Source organism: Bacillus cereus group sp. BfR-BA-01311 (assembly GCF_022664295.1).
Taxonomy (GTDB): domain Bacteria; phylum Bacillota; class Bacilli; order Bacillales; family Bacillaceae_G; genus Bacillus_A; species Bacillus_A cereus.
In genome coordinates, this window is record NZ_JAKUHC010000019.1 from 54552 (window position 1) to 70878 (window position 16327).

Below are 16327 nucleotides of genomic sequence, written 5' to 3' on the forward strand. Positions count from 1 at the left end.
CGTGGATCGTTGTAATGAAAAGAAAGCGAACGACATAACTTCTAATAAGTCAACAAATGTAGTCAAAGGAGAAGGAAGTTAACAATTAGAATTATGTAATTAGGAATAATAACTGATGAATAAGTCCAAAAGGGGGTAAGTAATGAACGATTTTGATAAGTTGGTAGGGGAGCAATTAGAAACGATGGATGAATTGTTAAAGTTACAAGCACATCTAGAGAAGTATCAACAAATTGAAATGAATGAAAAAGATACGTGCGATAAAAAAGAACTGCATTTTATCCGCCAGGAAATATATAGAACAGAAGTAGCGTTGAAGATGTTACATGAGAAATTTGAAGAGCAAACGAATAGTGTAATTCAATCTTTTGCAACTGAAAAAATGATTTCAAATTTAGGATAAGATATATTGTTATCTTTAGGTGAAAAGTCCTTCTTTGTATGGAAATAGAGAAGGGCTTTTTCTATTACATGTCCTCGCTTATAAATAATACAGTACAATCCTTTTATCTCCTAAGAAGCGGTGGGGCATAGTATTCAACGATAAACCTCCTACATATTCAGTTTGAAAAATAGAGTCTTATCCCTTTAGTTTTAAAATTTCGACAAAAAAGTTATAATAGAAAAAAAGTGAATGCCGTTCAAAGGGCATTTGCAGTTGAAAGAAGGGAGCATATATGGGATTTCCCAAAGAAGGAGAAAAAGTACAAATACATAGTTATAAACATAATGGCTCCATTCATAGAATGTGGGAAGAAACAACAATTTTAAAAGGGACACAGAGTCTTGTAATCGGAGCGAATGATCGTACAGTAGTTACAGAATCGGATGGCCGAACATGGATTACTCGTGAACCAGCAATTTGCTATTTTCATGCCAACTATTGGTTTAATGTGATTGGGATGCTTAGGGAAGATGGCGTATATTATTATTGTAATTTAAGCTCACCTTTTGCGTATGATCCTGAAGCATTAAAGTATATTGATTATGATTTAGATATTAAAGTATATCCAGATATGACATATACGCTTCTAGATGAAGATGAGTATGAAAAACATAGTGAAATTATGCAGTATCCACCTGTTATTGATACAATTTTAAAACGAAATGTAGCACATTTAACACAGTGGATTCATCAAAGAAAAGGTCCATTTGCACCAGATTTCGTAGATATGTGGTATGAACGATATTTAATGTACAGAAATTAAAACAAACCTGCAGGGGGCTTCCCGGCAGGTTTGTCCTATTAGAGGGGGGATTATGTGCAAGGCATAAAAAGATATTTACAATTTGTTAAACCATATCGGTGGCTTATTGCTATTACAATTATTATTGGACTAGTTAAGTTCGGTATCCCACTTATTATGCCGTGGTTATTAAAGTATATTATCGATGATGTAATTCAAGGCGCTGGCTCACTTCAAGATAAAACATCTCAATTAATAACAGCGATTGGAATTGCTTTCTTTATTTTTGCGGTATTAAGACCACCGATTGAATATTATCGTCAATATTTCGCCCAACGTATCGCAAATACAATACTGTATGATTTGCGGAAGCATATTTTCGGTCACTTACAAAAGTTAAGTTTACGTTATTACTCCAATACAAAAACAGGGGAGATTATTTCGCGTGTCATCCATGATGTAGAACAAACGAAAGATTTTGTAATTACTGGTTTGATGAACGTCTGGTTAGATACTGCAACAATTGCTATTGCTATCATTGTTATGTTTTCTATGAATATAAAATTAACATTTGTTGCGTTATTGATTTTACCTATTTATGTAATTGCTGTGAAATATTTTTTCGGACGTCTTCGGAAATTGACGAAAGAGCGTTCACAAGCGTTAGCGACGATGCAAGGGTATTTGCATGAACGTATTCAAGGAATGCAAGTGACACGTAGCTTTGCGTTAGAAGAGTACGAGGGGAAGCAGTTTGAAAAAAGAAATAATGAATTTTTAACGAAAGCATTAACCCATACAAGTTGGACGGCAAGAACATTTTCGGCAGTAAATACGTTAACCGATTTAGGTCCGTTACTTGTGATTGGTTTTGCAGCATATGAAGTAATTCAAGGACAGTTAACGCTAGGAACGATGGTAGCTTTTGTTGGATATATGGATAGTTTATATAGTCCGCTTCGCCGCCTTGTTAATTCATCTACAACATTAACACAATCTTTTGCATCGATGGACCGTGTGTTTGAACTGTTAGATGAAAAATACGATATTGTTAATGTGCCAAATGCGGTACAAACGAAAAAATTAAATGGAGAAATTGTATTTGACAATGTTTCTTTTCGTTATAATGTAGATGAAAAAGAGATATTACACAACTTGTCATTAACTATGCAGCCTGGAGAGAAAGTAGCGCTTGTAGGAGCAAGTGGGGGAGGAAAGTCATCTCTTGCTAGTTTGATCCCGCGTTTCTATGATGTTTCTGAAGGCGCGGTTTATGTAGATGGCATAGATGTAAGAAAGTATAATATGAGAAATTTGCGTAGCCATATTGGAATTGTACTGCAAGATAATTTATTGTTTAGCGATACAATTGGAGCTAATATTTTATATGGAAATCCGAAAGCTACAGAGAAAGAAGTGATTGCAGCTGCCAAAGCTGCGCAAATTCATGATTTTATTATAGACTTACCAGATGGTTATAATACTGTCGTTGGAGAACGTGGTGTGAAGCTATCGGGCGGGCAAAGACAACGCGTGGCAATTGCACGAGTGTTTCTAAAGAATCCTTCGGTACTTATATTAGATGAAGCAACTTCAGCATTAGATTTAGAAAATGAAAGGTATATTCAAGAGGCGCTTCAGACGTTAGCTGCTGACCGGACAACGATTATAATTGCACATCGATTAGCGACGATTACGCATGTTGATACGATTATTTACATTGAAGACGGTGAGATTAAAGAGACTGGTTCTCATGAAGAGTTAATGCAAAAAAGAGGATTTTATTACAATTTATATCAACTTCAACATATAACAGAAACAGCTCCTTTAGCATAAAAGGAGCTGTTTTTTTATTCGTCTTCTTTTTTATCATCGATTTGGAGTTCTTTTTCTGGTTTATGGTATGTGTAGAAGCTATCTACAAGCAAATCTAAATGCTCTACTTCTTCACTATAGTTAATGATGGAAGAAATAAGAGGGAAGAGATGTAACCATGTTTTATATGCTTCTTCATCGTCTTTATTTTGATATTCCATAAAGATATCAATTAATTCTTGTTTACCTGTTTCAACTTCATCAAGCATTTCGACTGATTGTTGTTTTTTTGCTTTACCAATAAATTTTAATAAAACTTGTTCATGATAATGCGTTAATGAGTCAAGTTCGTTTTGGATAGATTCCTGAAATTCTTCCGGCATATAGCGCAGTTCATTTTCAGTACGGTGTAATGATTTTAACGTACTTAAAGCACGGCTTGTTGTCGCTAACATTTGTCTGAATAAAACGAGCTTACGAATTTTTGCGAACTTTACTTTTTTCGTGTAGCTTCTTTCTTCTTTATACAGCAAATAGTAATGGTTTAGTTTGATCATTTTTTCTTTCATACGATCAATATCAGTTTTTAGCGTTGTAAAATCAGAAGCCTGCCTGCTATTCATTCGAATCCATTTTACAATTTCTTCTGTATTATCAACGATACGATGATAAAGTTTTGTTTCATATTTTGGCGGCATAAATACTAAATTTACAAGTGAAGCCGCAATAATACCAATCATAATCGTCGCAAATCGAAGTAAGGCAAAACTAAAGAAATCTTCGCCTTGATACTCCATAATGGCGATAACTGTTACTAAAGCAATTGATATTGTGTTTTCTAATCGTAATTGTAATGTAAGAGCAATTACTAATATACATGTTAATCCAATAATAAAAGGATTATGTCCAAAAGCAGTAGCAAATGCGATAGCAAATATCGCACCAATTACATTTGCTTGAATTTGTTCAAGTGCTGTTAAATAAGAACGGTATACAGACGGTTGAACAGCAAAGATAGCTGAAATTCCCGCAAATACCGGACTCGGTAATTGAAGTAAAATACAAGCAAATAAAGCTAACGTGATGGCAATACCCGTTTTTAAAATGCGAGCACCAAGTTTCATACCCTTAATAAGATCCTTTCTCTTGTCATAATGAATGTACAACATGATACTATACATTCATTACAATATGTTAGCAAGTGATATTTTAGTGACGTTAAAAGAAATTAGTGTTCATTTTATCCCGCTAATTGTGAGTAGTAAGATTCACGCCTCAAAATTCAGAAGCTGGATGCCGGTAAACGTCCGATTGTTGTAGGCTAATTAAAGTTTCACTTTATAATTTTTCCTAATTCCTTTTAAACATCAGTTTTTAGTAAAAAAACCTGCTGAATTTCAGCAGGTCTCAAATTGTTACTATAGATTACTATGAGAAGCGTACTTCGTCAATTTTTTCTTAATAATGAAAATTACTCTTTTTACTCTGTTGAGATAGATGGATCTGCCTGTTCTTTTTTCGGGATAATCTCAAAAAACTTGTTCTGTATATCATCTAATAAGGGTGTTAACAAAGCAACTTCCTCATATTGCTCGTGCTCGTTTAGTACACGAATATAGTCTAGCAATAATTCAGTTACATCTTTCAAACCATTTTTACTAATTGGTTGTAATGTAACATTTGCGCCTTTTGCGATTCTTCTTTTTAAGGCCTGTTCTGTTAAGCCTAAGTTTGAATCACGACGCAAATAAACAACACCGCCAGTCATGCCAGCGCAAATCCATGGACCAGGGTCACCTAAAACAAGCGCTCGCCCGTTTGTCATATATTCAAAAGCAAAACCTTTAATATTGGAGTATGCACCTATATTTCCTTGCTCTTTTTCACGGAGTGGTTTTGTTATTCTACCTCCAATTATCATGTCTGCCCCAGAAAGGCGAATGCCAGCGCGAGCATCAGCGTTCCCTTGTACGTATAGTGCCCCTTTTTGTGCACCATATCCAAATCCTTTTCCGACAGAACCGTTATAATATACTCCGTCTTTTCCTTTTGATTTCGTTATATAAATCCCACCACCAAAGGAAGTTTTACCAATGCCATCTTGTGCGCCGCCATTTACGTGTATAAATAAATTTTCACTATTGTAAGCACCTAACCCATTTCCGGGAATAGAACCATTCGTATACTTTAATGTAAGTGGTTCAAGTTGAGTAGCTTCATATAGTTTACTGCGAACGCGATAACATGATTCTAGACCACCCATAACGCGTTGCTCTACACCAACGCCTACCAATTCTTTTGAGTCAGCGGAATGAACTGTCTTAAATTGTTTTTCCGGTACGCCTTCTGTTGTTGTAACAGATGGATGTTCTATTATTTGTAGTAAATTACGTAAGTTTAATAAATTTTCGCCTCGAACTTGCTCTAATAAATCAGAACGCCCAACAATTGCTTGTAAATTTGTATAACCAAGCTGTCCTGTTAATCGTTTTAGTTCTACACCGAAAGAGGTGAATAAATTTAGCAGGCCAGCAACTGCGCTTTCTAATTCGCGTGGGACGAAGCGGCGTAACCCATGTTCTTTTGCTTGTGCTTCAGACTCGATTTGTGTCGCAATTCCAACATGGCAAGTATCTAGATGGCACCCACGGCAAGTAGTACAGCCGATTGCAATCATTGATAGTGTGCCAAATCCAATACGGTTTGCTCCGAGGAGCATGATTTTCAAGGCATCATTTACACTTCGAATACCACCATCTGCCCAAATCTCTACTTTATGTCTCATGCTTGCTTCTAATAAAGCGTTGTGAGCGGCTTTAACACCAATTTCTACAGGGAGACCTACATGCTGCAATGCGTGAATACGTGCAGCACCTGTTCCGCCATCGAATCCGCTAATGTTAATAAAATCAGCGCCAGCTTTGGCGATACCGACAGCAATTGTTCCGATATTAGGAACAACAGGGACTTTCACGGCTACTTTGGCAAGTTGATTAGCTGTTTTAATTTCTGTAATCATTTGAGCTAAATCTTCAATTGAATAAATATCATGGTTATTAGAAGGCGAAATTAAATCTGAGCCGATTGTCGCATTACGTGCTTCAGCGATTTTGGCTGTCACTTTTGAACCAGGTAAATGCCCACCTTCCCCAGGCTTTGCGCCTTGACCGATTTTGATTTCAATTAAGTTTGATGAGTTTAGTAGTTCGGCATTTACTCCAAATCGCCCAGATGCTACTTGTTGTCCACGTGTATGTGGATATTTTCCAATCATATCTTTAATTTCGCCGCCTTCACCGTTCAAGCTAATCATATTTAGCTGATCGGCTGCTTCTGCATATGCGCGAAAGGCAATTTCGTTTTGAGAACCAAATGACATAGAACTAATAATAAATGGTAAATTATGATTTTTGATGCCGATAGATACTTCTTCAGTTGGAACGACATGTTTTGTTTGTTTCGTTTGAACAAGGTGTCTGATTGCGATTGGATTATTCTCTTCTAGTTCACTTAACTTGTCACGGTAATCATCATAAGAATTTCCTTTTGCAACATCGCCGATTGCTTTCCAAATTCGCGGGAATATATGAAATGATTTTCGCATTCTAATTTTAGGATTGTTATAATCCTCTGCTCGTATTTTTGCATCTTCAACAAGTGATTCAAGTGAAAAGGCTAAATCATTTGAACCGAAGAAATTTGTAATCTGTAATATATTTGCGATTTCTTCATGTAATCCAATAGATGAATAGAGACGTCCGTAACCACGTAACTCATGAATTCCAATTGTTGAAATGACTTTTTCTAATCCTTTATTAAGTGCAGTATATAGATTCGTAATTGGTGTTTTTGTTCCATCATTTACAGTCGCGAATAATAAATATGGATTAATACCATCTGCTCCTAATCCATATAGCGTGACAATGTCATGTAAGGAGCGAAGAGCACCAGAACGTATAACGAGAGAACAATTGCGGCGTAATTTATTTTCACTTAATGCTTGATGTACTTTAGCAGTAACTAAATGTGGATCAATCCACAATCGTTCATTTAGATGGGCTTTTGCGTCATCTAATACTAGTAGGGAAGCGCCATTGTTAACAGCAGCTATCGCTTCAGAACTAATGCGGCTTAATGCGCATTGCAGAGTTTCTGACGAGCTGAATGTAGCAGAGATTGTGGCGATAGAGTTATGAGTCTTAAATAGCTCTATGAGTTGTTCGTACGTAATTGTGTGTAATTCCTCTGCAATAGGTTGTGCCACGCTGCCTTCTAAAATAATTGGTGAAAGCATTTCAACTACAAATGGCCGTTTTGCGCCGCTTAATAAACTTGGACGCTCTCCAAGTACAGTACGTGTAGAGAAGTGTTCAATTTCACGGTCACGGTCAATTGCAGGGTTTGTAACAACAGCTACACTTTCTTTAATAAAGTCAGCGATATTTCGTCTATCAGTATCGAGTGCGGCAAGTGGTGAGTCATGCCCAAGTGAGCGTATTGGCTCAACGCCTTTTGTTGCCATCTGTTCAAGAAGTTGAATATGTTCTCGGTCCCATCCGAAAGCGACGTATTGTTTCGTTTCAACTTGAACAGAATCACATAGCCCTTGGATTTTTTTCGTTTCAGGGATAGATAAATTTAAATGGTAATTGGTAGTATCAATTCGCTTTTTAAAACGGTTATATACTTGGATTTGATATTTGTCATATTCATAAAGAACAAGTTCATCTTGTTCATTCCATTTTAATCCGACTTTTTCTCCAGGAGCGAGTGGTTTTGGTTCTGCTACATATTTAGTTGGTGATACAACTCCAGGTTCAGAAGAGAAAATATAAGAGCGCTCTGTCTCTACTTTCCATACTGGGCGTAATCCAAGGGAATCAACGCTGAAAACAGCTTCATCTTTAAAACGGGAAATGATGCCAGCTGGTCCTTGTGCAAAATGTCCCCATGCTTCACGTATATACGTATATAAATCTTGTAAAGGTGTTTTATAAAGTTTAATTTCATTAATAATTGGTGGGAATAGAATTTCCATTGCTTCAAATAAGCTGTAGCCGTATTGAACAAGTAGGGTTTCTAAGGTGCGGTTTAAATCTTGAGAGTCACTGCCTCCTGCAGTAAGTGGTACATCAATCATTTCAGCTTGATCGCGTAATTTCGCAATTGTGTTAATTTCACCATTATGTCCGAGAATGCTAAATGGTTGTACACGAAAAAAATTAGATAATGTATTAGTAGAGTAGCGATTATGTCCTAATGTCATAGTTGAAGCGATAAGCGGATGTTGTAAATCATTATAGTAGGCAACAAGCGTATCACCAGCACCTAGAACTTTATATACAACATGATCATGACTTAATGAAGCAACATGAATTGCTTCATTTTCCTCTATTTTTATTGTGACAGAAAATAATGTTTGCTCAATATTTATAATTTCGTTTTCTGCGATAAGGGCAACTTGCCAAAATAAAGGTTCTTCTTGTTTACCAAGTGGACCGAGCGCATCTGAGTTTGTTGCATCGTCACTTTCGAAAATAATAGTAAAGTTTTTGTTGTTTAATTGCGTACGAATATAATCTTTTAAGGCAGTAATGTTTTCTTTTTTATTTAGAAAAAAATGTCCAACGATAAAGTGGGGATGATCCACAATCGTTGGATTATATCCGCTACTTTTTAGTTTTTCATTCCAAAGTGTTTTTGGTATATCAATGTGAATGCCGATGCCATCGCCCTCGCCATTAATGAAACCAGCTCTATGATTCATTTTGACGAGTGATTGTATGCAAAGGTCAATGTTTTCTTTTGTAGCAATTTTTCGTTTCTCCATAACGGAAACGATTCCACACGCATCATGTTCTGCATTTCTATAATCTCGAAATAAAGACGGTGTCCATGTATTTTTTTTATTGAGCATCCGTCAATCCCCCCTTTTGTAAAAGTTAGAATAATCTTACTATTTAAGGCGCAAATCACCTTGTACACAGAGATAGTAATGCTGTAAAAGAATATAAAACAGATAATTATGAATAATTATACTATTAATACGTAATTTATGAAATAGAAAAAAGGAAAAAAGAAAGGTGAGCTTTCTTTTTTCCTTTTAATGACGGGATTATTTATTGTCTGCTAGGGCAGCAAATGCTCTGCCGACAGCTTCGATTGTATATTCAATATCTTCTTTTGTATGTTCTGTAGTTAAGAACCATGCCTCGTATTTAGAAGGTGCTAAGTTAACTCCTTCTTGAAGCATAAGCTTGAAGAATTTACCGAACATTTCACCGTCTGTATCTTGTGCGGCATCGTAATCTTCAATTGTATTAGTTGTGAAGTATACAGTTAAAGCCCCTTTTAGACGATTTAATGTAATGTCGATATTATGTTTCGCTGCTTGCTCTAAAATTCCTTTTTCAAGCATTGCACCAAGTTCATCTAATTTCTCATAAAGCCCTTCTTGTTGAAGTACTTCTAGACAAGCGATACCTGATGCCATAGAAGCAGGGTTTCCTGCCATTGTACCAGCTTGGTATGCAGGTCCAAGCGGAGCAACTTGTTCCATAATTTCTTTCTTACCACCGTAAGCACCGATTGGTAAGCCGCCGCCAATAACTTTACCAAGCGCTGTTAAGTCAGGTGTAACACCAAGTAAGTCTTGAGCACCGCCGTACATAAAGCGGAAAGCAGTAATAACTTCATCATAAATTACTAGTGCGCCAGCTTCGTGAACAAGTTCATTCACTTTTTCAAGGAATCCAGGTTTAGGCTCTACAATACCGAAGTTTCCAACGATCGGTTCTACAAGGATAGCTGCTACTTCATGACCCCATTTATCTAAAGCTTCTTTTAAAGTTTCTACATTGTTAAATGGAACGGTAATAACTTCTTGTGCGATACTTTGTGGTACGCCAGCTGAGTCAGGAGTTCCTAAAGTAGAAGGGCCAGATCCAGCTGCCACAAGTACTAAATCAGAATGACCGTGGTAACAACCAGCAAATTTCATGATTTTTGTGCGACCTGTATAAGCACGAGCAACACGAATCGTTGTCATCACTGCTTCTGTACCAGAGTTTACGAAACGGACTTTATCTAATGCAGGCATTGCTTCTTTTAACATTTTTGCGAATTTTACCTCTAGCGCTGTTGGTGTTCCATAAAGTACCCCATTTTCAGCAGCTGTTGTAATTGCTTTTGTTATATGCGGATGAGCATGTCCAGTAATAATAGGACCGTATGCTGCTAAATAATCGATATATTTATTTCCGTCTACATCCCAGAAATAAGCGCCTTTCCCACGTTCCATAGCAACAGGAGCGCCGCCGCCAACTGCTTTAAAAGAACGAGAAGGACTGTTAACACCGCCAACGATATGCTCTAAAGCTTCTTTATGTAATGCTTCTGACTTTGTGAAATTCACTACAATTCATCTCCTTACAAAAATCTATGTATTATTCTAACATGTTTTTCGAAAAGACGTATTGTTTGTGATAGCGAAGGCAGTTGGGTAAACTATTCGTTGTGACATTTAGGAGGGGGGTCCGATTATGAAATCGGTAATTGAGGTACAAGGGTTACGTAAAGAGTTTACAGCCTATTCAAGTCGTCCGGGCTTAAAGGGTGCATTTCGCGATTTATTAAATCGTAATTATAAAATAGTACCAGCAGTAAATGATGTATCTTTTACTGTAAAGCAAGGTGAAATGGTTGGTTATATCGGTGAGAACGGTGCTGGTAAATCAACAACAATTAAAATGCTTACGGGGATTTTAACTCCGACATCAGGGCAAATCACAGTAAATGGAATGAACCCACATAAACAAAGAGAAGAATTTGTAAGAACAATTGGTGTTGTTTTTGGACAGCGTTCGCAACTTTGGTGGGATATTGCAGTACAAGAATCGTTTCGTTTATTAAAGAAAGTGTATGGTGTATCAGACGCTCAGTATAAGGAGCATATGGAGCACGTAATTGAAACGTTAGATATAGGGCCCTTATTAGATAAACCAGTTCGAAAATTATCTCTTGGTCAAAGGATGCGTTGTGAATTAGCGGCAGCCTTAATTCATAATCCACCGTTATTATTTTTAGATGAGCCAACAATTGGGTTAGATGTACTTGTGAAATTGAAAATACGTGAATTTTTAAAAGAAATGAATGAACGTTATAAAACAACAATTTTATTAACAACACACGATATTACTGATATTGAAGCTTTATGTGAGCGCGTTATCATGCTGGATGAAGGAAATATTATGTATGACGGTTCTTTAAATAATCTTCGTACGCAGTGGGGAGCGGAGAAGGAAATTCACTTTCAGTTTGTTGCACCAGTTTCCTATCAGGCTTTATCAATGGTTATGCCAGATAATCATGTCGTTTGGTCGAAAGCAAACGAGGAAAATGCATGGGTTGCAAAAATTCCGAATGAAGAAGTTATTATTTCAATGCTTATTTCTAAAGTAGTACAAGCCTTTCAAATTAAAGATTTAAAAATTAACGAAGTGTCTACAGAGGAAATTATTCGTAACATTTATGAAGAGGGTATTACGCATGGGTAAGTATATTGAAATGATTCGAATTCGCTTTTTAATGATGCTTGCGTATCGTACAAATTACTATAGCGGGATTTTAATTTATACGATTAATATCGGTGCTTACTATTTTTTATGGCAAGCAATTTATAGCGGAAAAGAGAATATTGAAAGTTTATCTATTTCGCAAATGACCACGTATATCGCAATCGCGTGGATGGCACGTGCCTTCTATTTTAATAATATAGATAGGGAAATTGCGATGGAGATCCAAGAAGGACGTGTGGCTGTAGAATTAATTCGTCCGTATAACTATTTGGGAATGAAAGTTATGCAAGGTCTTGGCGAGGGAATATTCCGTTTTGCCTTCTTTTCCATTCCAGGCATGGTTATCGTTACGTTATTATTTTCGTTGCAAATTACAACAAATTTTCAAACTTGGTTATATTTCTTCTTATCTTTAATATTTAGTTTTATTATTAATACACAAATTAATTTAATGACGGGAATGCTTACGTTTTTCCTATTTAATAATAGTGGGATTATGTATGCAAAACGCGTTGTTATTGATTTATTTTCAGGTCTATTATTACCAATTAGTTTTTATCCGCTATGGGCCCAAAAAGCAATGATGTTTTTACCGTTTCAGGCTATTAGTTATATTCCAAGTATGATTTTTTCTGAAGGTATACAGGGGAGTAAGTTGTATGAGGCTTTAGTATTTCAAGTGATTTGGGCGATTGTACTTATTATTCCAATTGTACTCATGTGGAGAACGGCGAGAAAACGTCTAATTGTACAAGGGGGATGATGAGATGCTATATATAAACTTATTTTTACAATATGCAAGTCAATATATAAAAACAAAATTGGAGTATCGAGGCGATTTTATCGTTGGTTTACTTTCTGATTTATCGCTTCAAGCAGTTAATTTAATATTTATTCTCGTTGTATTTGGGCATACACAAGCATTGAAGGGATGGAGTCGAGAAGAAGTAATCTTTATTTATGGTTTCTTTTTAGTACCATTTGCCATCTTTTCAGCTTTCTTTAATATATGGGATTTTAATGATCGATACATTATTAAAGGGGAGATGGATCGTGTATTAACGCGGCCGATCCATAGCCTATTTCAAATTATATTAGAAAGAATGGAACTTGAATCTTTAATTGGAGCTATTACAGGGATTGTTGTAATGGGATATGCAGCTGTGGAGTTACAATTATCTTTTTACTGGTATGATTTCTTCTTATTTATATTGATGGTAGGAGGAGGAGCACTTGTATATGGAGGGATATTTGTTACGCTGGCGAGCCTTGGTTTTTGGTCGGATGCGAAAAGTTCAATTATGCCTCTTATGTATAACATAGGTAATTACGGGCGCTATCCTGTTAATATTTATAATCGTGTAATTCGTTTCATTTTAACGTTTGTTTTACCGTTTGCGTTTGTTGGAGTATATCCAGCGGCATACTTTTTAAGAAAAACAGAATGGAATAGTTATGCATTTGCGACGCCAATTGTTGGTGTTATCTGTTTTACGATTGCAATTACCCTCTGGAACCAAGGGGTAAAAAGGTATCGTGGCGCGGGTAATTAATTATAGAAGCTTGTTCGTTTCTAAGGGATAAATCAGTTCTCCACCTCATACATATAAAATGAGGTGGAGGACATGTTATGGGGATTTATTCTATTAATTGCAGCAATCGCTATTTTGAAAAGTGTCCAATTATTATGGAGTTCCTATTCAGATTCAACGCGTTTTTTTTCGCTCTATAATTTGGCCACATTATTTTTAATCTATACAACAGTACTAATTGCATTTGGATTAAGTTACGTTGTATTAGAGGAAATGGGTTTTGCAGTTTTGAAAGAGGACGGAGAAAGTTTGAACGCTCATTCTTTTCAACTCGTCGAAGTTTGTTTATATTTTAGCGCAGTTACTTTATTGTCTGTTGGATATGGTGACATATCTCCGATTGGAATTGGGCGATGGATTGCAATCGCAGAAGCGCTAATTGGATATACACTCCCTTTTGCTTTTGTGATGAGGTCTGTAATAGACAATGAAAAATAAGGAAGCATTTGTTATAGTAAAGGAAAAGAGTAGGAGTGATAACTATGATTACAGTAGGAGAAATGGCACCAGAATTCACATTAGAGGGAAGTAACGGAGAAGAAGTTCGCCTAGCTGATTTCCGCGGTAAAAATGTAGTTCTCTATTTTTATCCGAAAGATATGACGCCAGGATGTACAACTGAAGCATGTGATTTTCGTGATGCGTATGGAGTATTTCAAGAGAAGGATACGGTTATTCTTGGAGTAAGTCCTGATTCAGCGAATAGACATTTGAAATTCATTGAGAAACATGAATTGCCATTTACACTTTTAGTAGATGAAGATCATAAAGTAGCAGAGTTATACGATGTTTGGAAGTTAAAAAAGAACTTTGGGAAAGAGTATATGGGAATCGAGCGTTCTACATTCCTTATTAATAAAGACGGTGAACTTGTAAAAGAGTGGCGTAAAGTGAAAGTGAAAGGACATATTGAGGATGTTCTTTCTTATATAAAATAAATCTACATTGGAGATAAAATATGCAGAAACAAGGCAAGTGTCTATACATATTTTACTGCCTTACATAAAGTGGAAGTGTAGGGCATACCTCCTCAGATGATAGTATTCCAAGTGCGATTATGTCGCACTTTTTTCTATGGAATATATGAAGAAAAAAGGGAAAGATACATAAAAACAAGTCCTGAATATAAAAATAAACTACATACTTATAGTAGAAATATTGACGATTTATAAGAAAAGGAGTACACTCTTTATAAGAATTATAAAATAATAATCCGTATAGAATCGGGGTGCATGACGGTGGTCAAAGAAGAATTAAAAGAAGCGCTAGAAATGCTGAAAAATACGGGTGTACGCATTACTCCACAGCGTCATGCTATTTTAGAGTACCTTGTGGAATCAATGACGCACCCAACAGCGGATGATATTTATAAAGCATTAGAAGGTAAGTTTCCAAATATGAGTGTTGCAACTGTCTATAATAACTTACGTGTGTTTAAAGAGGTTGGACTTGTAAAGGAATTAACTTATGGAGACGCTTCAAGTAGATTTGATTATGTTACAAGTCAACATTATCATGTGATTTGCGAAAAATGTGGTAAGATTGTTGATTTTCCTTATGGAGGCTTGGAAAAGCTGGAAGAGGAAGCTGCGAAAACGACAGGCTTCGTTATCAATAGTCATCGCTTAGAAATTTATGGCGTTTGTCCAGAGTGTCATAAGGCGTAATATATAATAAAGAAAGAGGCTGACGGCTATACGTCAGCCTCTTTCTTTATTATATAAGGATTAGCGTGAGGTTAATCGGGATTTACAGTGCTAAGTTAGTAAGAAGGGTTAGATAAAAGTTTGTCGAATTTACTTTGTATTGGTGGAAATGAATTCTTGGAGGGGACATTTTGAAGAAATATGAGATTAAAAATAACATTCCAACATTGGAAGAATATAAATATTTATGTGATTCTGTGGGATGGACTAACTATATGAACTTTGAGGTGGCGGAAATATCACTTCAAAATTCGATTTACTGTATAACAGTCAAGGATAATAATCAAATCATCGGTATGGGGAGAATTGTTGGTGATGGGGCTATCTATTTCTATATTCAAGATATAGTGGTTCATCCAGAGTATCAAAAGAATGGTATTGGAAAGAAAATAATGAATACTTTAGTAGAATACTTAAATGGGAATGCTCCAGATAAAGCATTCATTGGTTTGTTTGCGTCGCAAGGTAAAACATCATTCTACGAAAAATATGATTTTAAAGATTATTCGCCTAATATGACAGGGATGTTTACTGTTATTTCGAAAAAATAGGTGTAATAAATTTAATAAAACAATTAAAAAGTTGATTTTTTAAGAAATCAACTTTTTAATGAGTTGAAACGTTTGTAGTTTTGCAAATTCGTATTTCCCTTGATACTTATGATTTATAACTCTTCTTATTATACTTTTCATCAAATTCTTTTCCTTCTAGATCTCGATCTAGTGTTAAAGGTTGATTGCAGTGCATACATGCATCGACACGGCCGAGCATTTTGGTTGGCTTATCACAGCTTGGACAAATAATTTGGATAGTCTTAGTAGATAACATACCAATCCAAAAGTAAACGACAGTGCTAGCGATAACAGCTAAAAAGCCAACCATCATAAACGTTGTCATAATAATAATGTTTTCGCGGAAAAAGACACCTAAGTATGCAATGAAGAGGCCGATAAATACTAAACTTAATGCAAAGGTCCGGATTTTATTGATTTTGTTTGAATACTTAATGCTCATTCTCACCACGCTCCTATACTAATAATATAACATAAAATTTAGAATTTTCACTCTCGTGTAAATTGATAAAGAGGTAAGATATGAAATGAATAGGAGGGGAGCCAAGAATGAATGGATGCTATAATGATTTTTACAGCGGTTTTTAAGTTTTTAACGGGATGTGAAATTTTTTTATAAAAAGTATTGACCCTGTATATACTGCATGATATATTAATAACCGTCGCTGATGCGGAAACGCAGAAAACGACAAAAAAGAAATTAAAAAACTTAGTTGACATTGAAAAATGAAGATGTTAACATAAGGAAGTCGCAAATGAGCGACTAAGTAGTTCTTTGAAAACTGAACGAAACAAACAACGTGAAACGTCAATTTTTATTTTAGATGCTAGACAAACTAACTTTATTGGAGAGTTTGATCCTGGCTCAGGATGAACGCT

14 protein-coding genes are annotated in these 16327 nt (G+C 35.8%); 10 read left to right on the plus strand and 4 right to left on the minus strand.

Features of this window, described 5'->3' with window-relative positions; translation table 11 throughout:
• Nucleotides 1-142 precede the first annotated feature (142 nt).
• The 3 genes from MR136_RS25770 to MR136_RS25780 all read left to right on the plus strand — a co-directional run bounded on the left by MR136_RS25770 (nucleotide 143) and on the right by MR136_RS25780 (nucleotide 3023).
• Nucleotides 143-403 carry a YgaB family protein gene (locus MR136_RS25770; protein WP_000997575.1) on the plus strand — a complete coding sequence of 87 codons (261 nt, stop codon included), beginning with the start codon at nucleotides 143-145 and terminating at the stop codon, nucleotides 401-403.
• Between the two features lie 274 nt (nucleotides 404-677).
• On the plus strand, nucleotides 678-1208 hold the full coding sequence (ntdP, locus tag MR136_RS25775) for a nucleoside tri-diphosphate phosphatase (RefSeq protein WP_000506622.1): 531 nt from the start codon (nucleotides 678-680) through the stop codon (nucleotides 1206-1208).
• A gap of 54 nt (nucleotides 1209-1262) precedes the next feature.
• A complete protein-coding gene (locus MR136_RS25780; protein ID WP_017673810.1) occupies nucleotides 1263-3023 on the plus strand; it encodes an ABC transporter ATP-binding protein in 1761 nt (586 codons plus the stop codon).
• A gap of 14 nt (nucleotides 3024-3037) precedes the next feature.
• On the opposite strand, the gene MR136_RS25785 is transcribed toward MR136_RS25780, so the two are convergent.
• The 3 genes from MR136_RS25785 to hemL all read right to left on the minus strand — a co-directional run bounded on the left by MR136_RS25785 (nucleotide 3038) and on the right by hemL (nucleotide 10416).
• A complete protein-coding gene (locus MR136_RS25785; protein WP_000765787.1) occupies nucleotides 3038-4126 on the minus strand; it encodes an aromatic acid exporter family protein in 1089 nt (362 codons plus the stop codon).
• 356 nt (nucleotides 4127-4482) lie between these two features.
• Nucleotides 4483-8919 carry a glutamate synthase-related protein gene (locus MR136_RS25790; RefSeq protein ID WP_242259670.1) on the minus strand — a complete coding sequence of 1479 codons (4437 nt, stop codon included), beginning with the start codon at nucleotides 8917-8919 and terminating at the stop codon, nucleotides 4483-4485.
• Nucleotides 8920-9117: 198 nt separating this feature from the next.
• Nucleotides 9118-10416, minus strand: a complete 1299-nt coding sequence (gene hemL / locus MR136_RS25795) for a glutamate-1-semialdehyde-2,1-aminomutase (RefSeq protein WP_001011863.1) — start codon at nucleotides 10414-10416, stop codon at nucleotides 9118-9120.
• A 127-nt stretch (nucleotides 10417-10543) separates the two neighbouring features.
• Here hemL and MR136_RS25800 point away from each other — a divergent pair, with 127 nt between their 5' ends.
• The 7 genes from MR136_RS25800 (at nucleotide 10544) to MR136_RS25830 (ending at nucleotide 15427) form a co-directional block, all read left to right on the plus strand.
• Entirely contained in the window at nucleotides 10544-11557 is a 1014-nt protein-coding gene (locus MR136_RS25800) for an ABC transporter ATP-binding protein (protein WP_017673811.1), read from the plus strand.
• Nucleotides 11550-12341, plus strand: a complete 792-nt coding sequence (locus MR136_RS25805; RefSeq protein ID WP_000521519.1) for an ABC transporter permease — start codon at nucleotides 11550-11552, stop codon at nucleotides 12339-12341. The genes MR136_RS25800 and MR136_RS25805 overlap by 8 nt, the downstream gene beginning before the upstream one ends.
• A gap of 4 nt (nucleotides 12342-12345) precedes the next feature.
• Nucleotides 12346-13131: an ABC transporter permease gene (locus MR136_RS25810; protein WP_000965773.1), complete on the plus strand. Its 786-nt coding sequence runs from the start codon at nucleotides 12346-12348 to the stop codon at nucleotides 13129-13131.
• Nucleotides 13132-13203: 72 nt separating this feature from the next.
• Complete coding sequence (locus tag MR136_RS25815; RefSeq protein ID WP_000964343.1) at nucleotides 13204-13608, plus strand: potassium channel family protein; 405 nt, start codon at nucleotides 13204-13206, stop codon at nucleotides 13606-13608.
• Nucleotides 13609-13652: 44 nt separating this feature from the next.
• Entirely contained in the window at nucleotides 13653-14108 is a 456-nt protein-coding gene (bcp, locus tag MR136_RS25820) for a thioredoxin-dependent thiol peroxidase (protein WP_000633710.1), read from the plus strand.
• Nucleotides 14109-14408: 300 nt separating this feature from the next.
• The gene (perR, locus tag MR136_RS25825; protein WP_000237829.1) at nucleotides 14409-14837 is read left to right on the plus strand and encodes a peroxide-responsive transcriptional repressor PerR; all 429 of its coding nucleotides are present in this window, start codon (nucleotides 14409-14411) and stop codon (nucleotides 14835-14837) included.
• A 170-nt stretch (nucleotides 14838-15007) separates the two neighbouring features.
• Nucleotides 15008-15427 carry a GNAT family N-acetyltransferase gene (locus MR136_RS25830; protein ID WP_000759737.1) on the plus strand — a complete coding sequence of 140 codons (420 nt, stop codon included), beginning with the start codon at nucleotides 15008-15010 and terminating at the stop codon, nucleotides 15425-15427.
• Between the two features lie 106 nt (nucleotides 15428-15533).
• Here MR136_RS25830 and MR136_RS25835 read toward each other — a convergent pair whose 3' ends face one another.
• The gene (locus tag MR136_RS25835; protein WP_000025058.1) at nucleotides 15534-15890 is read right to left on the minus strand and encodes a YgzB family protein; all 357 of its coding nucleotides are present in this window, start codon (nucleotides 15888-15890) and stop codon (nucleotides 15534-15536) included.
• Nucleotides 15891-16327: the final 437 nt, after the last annotated feature.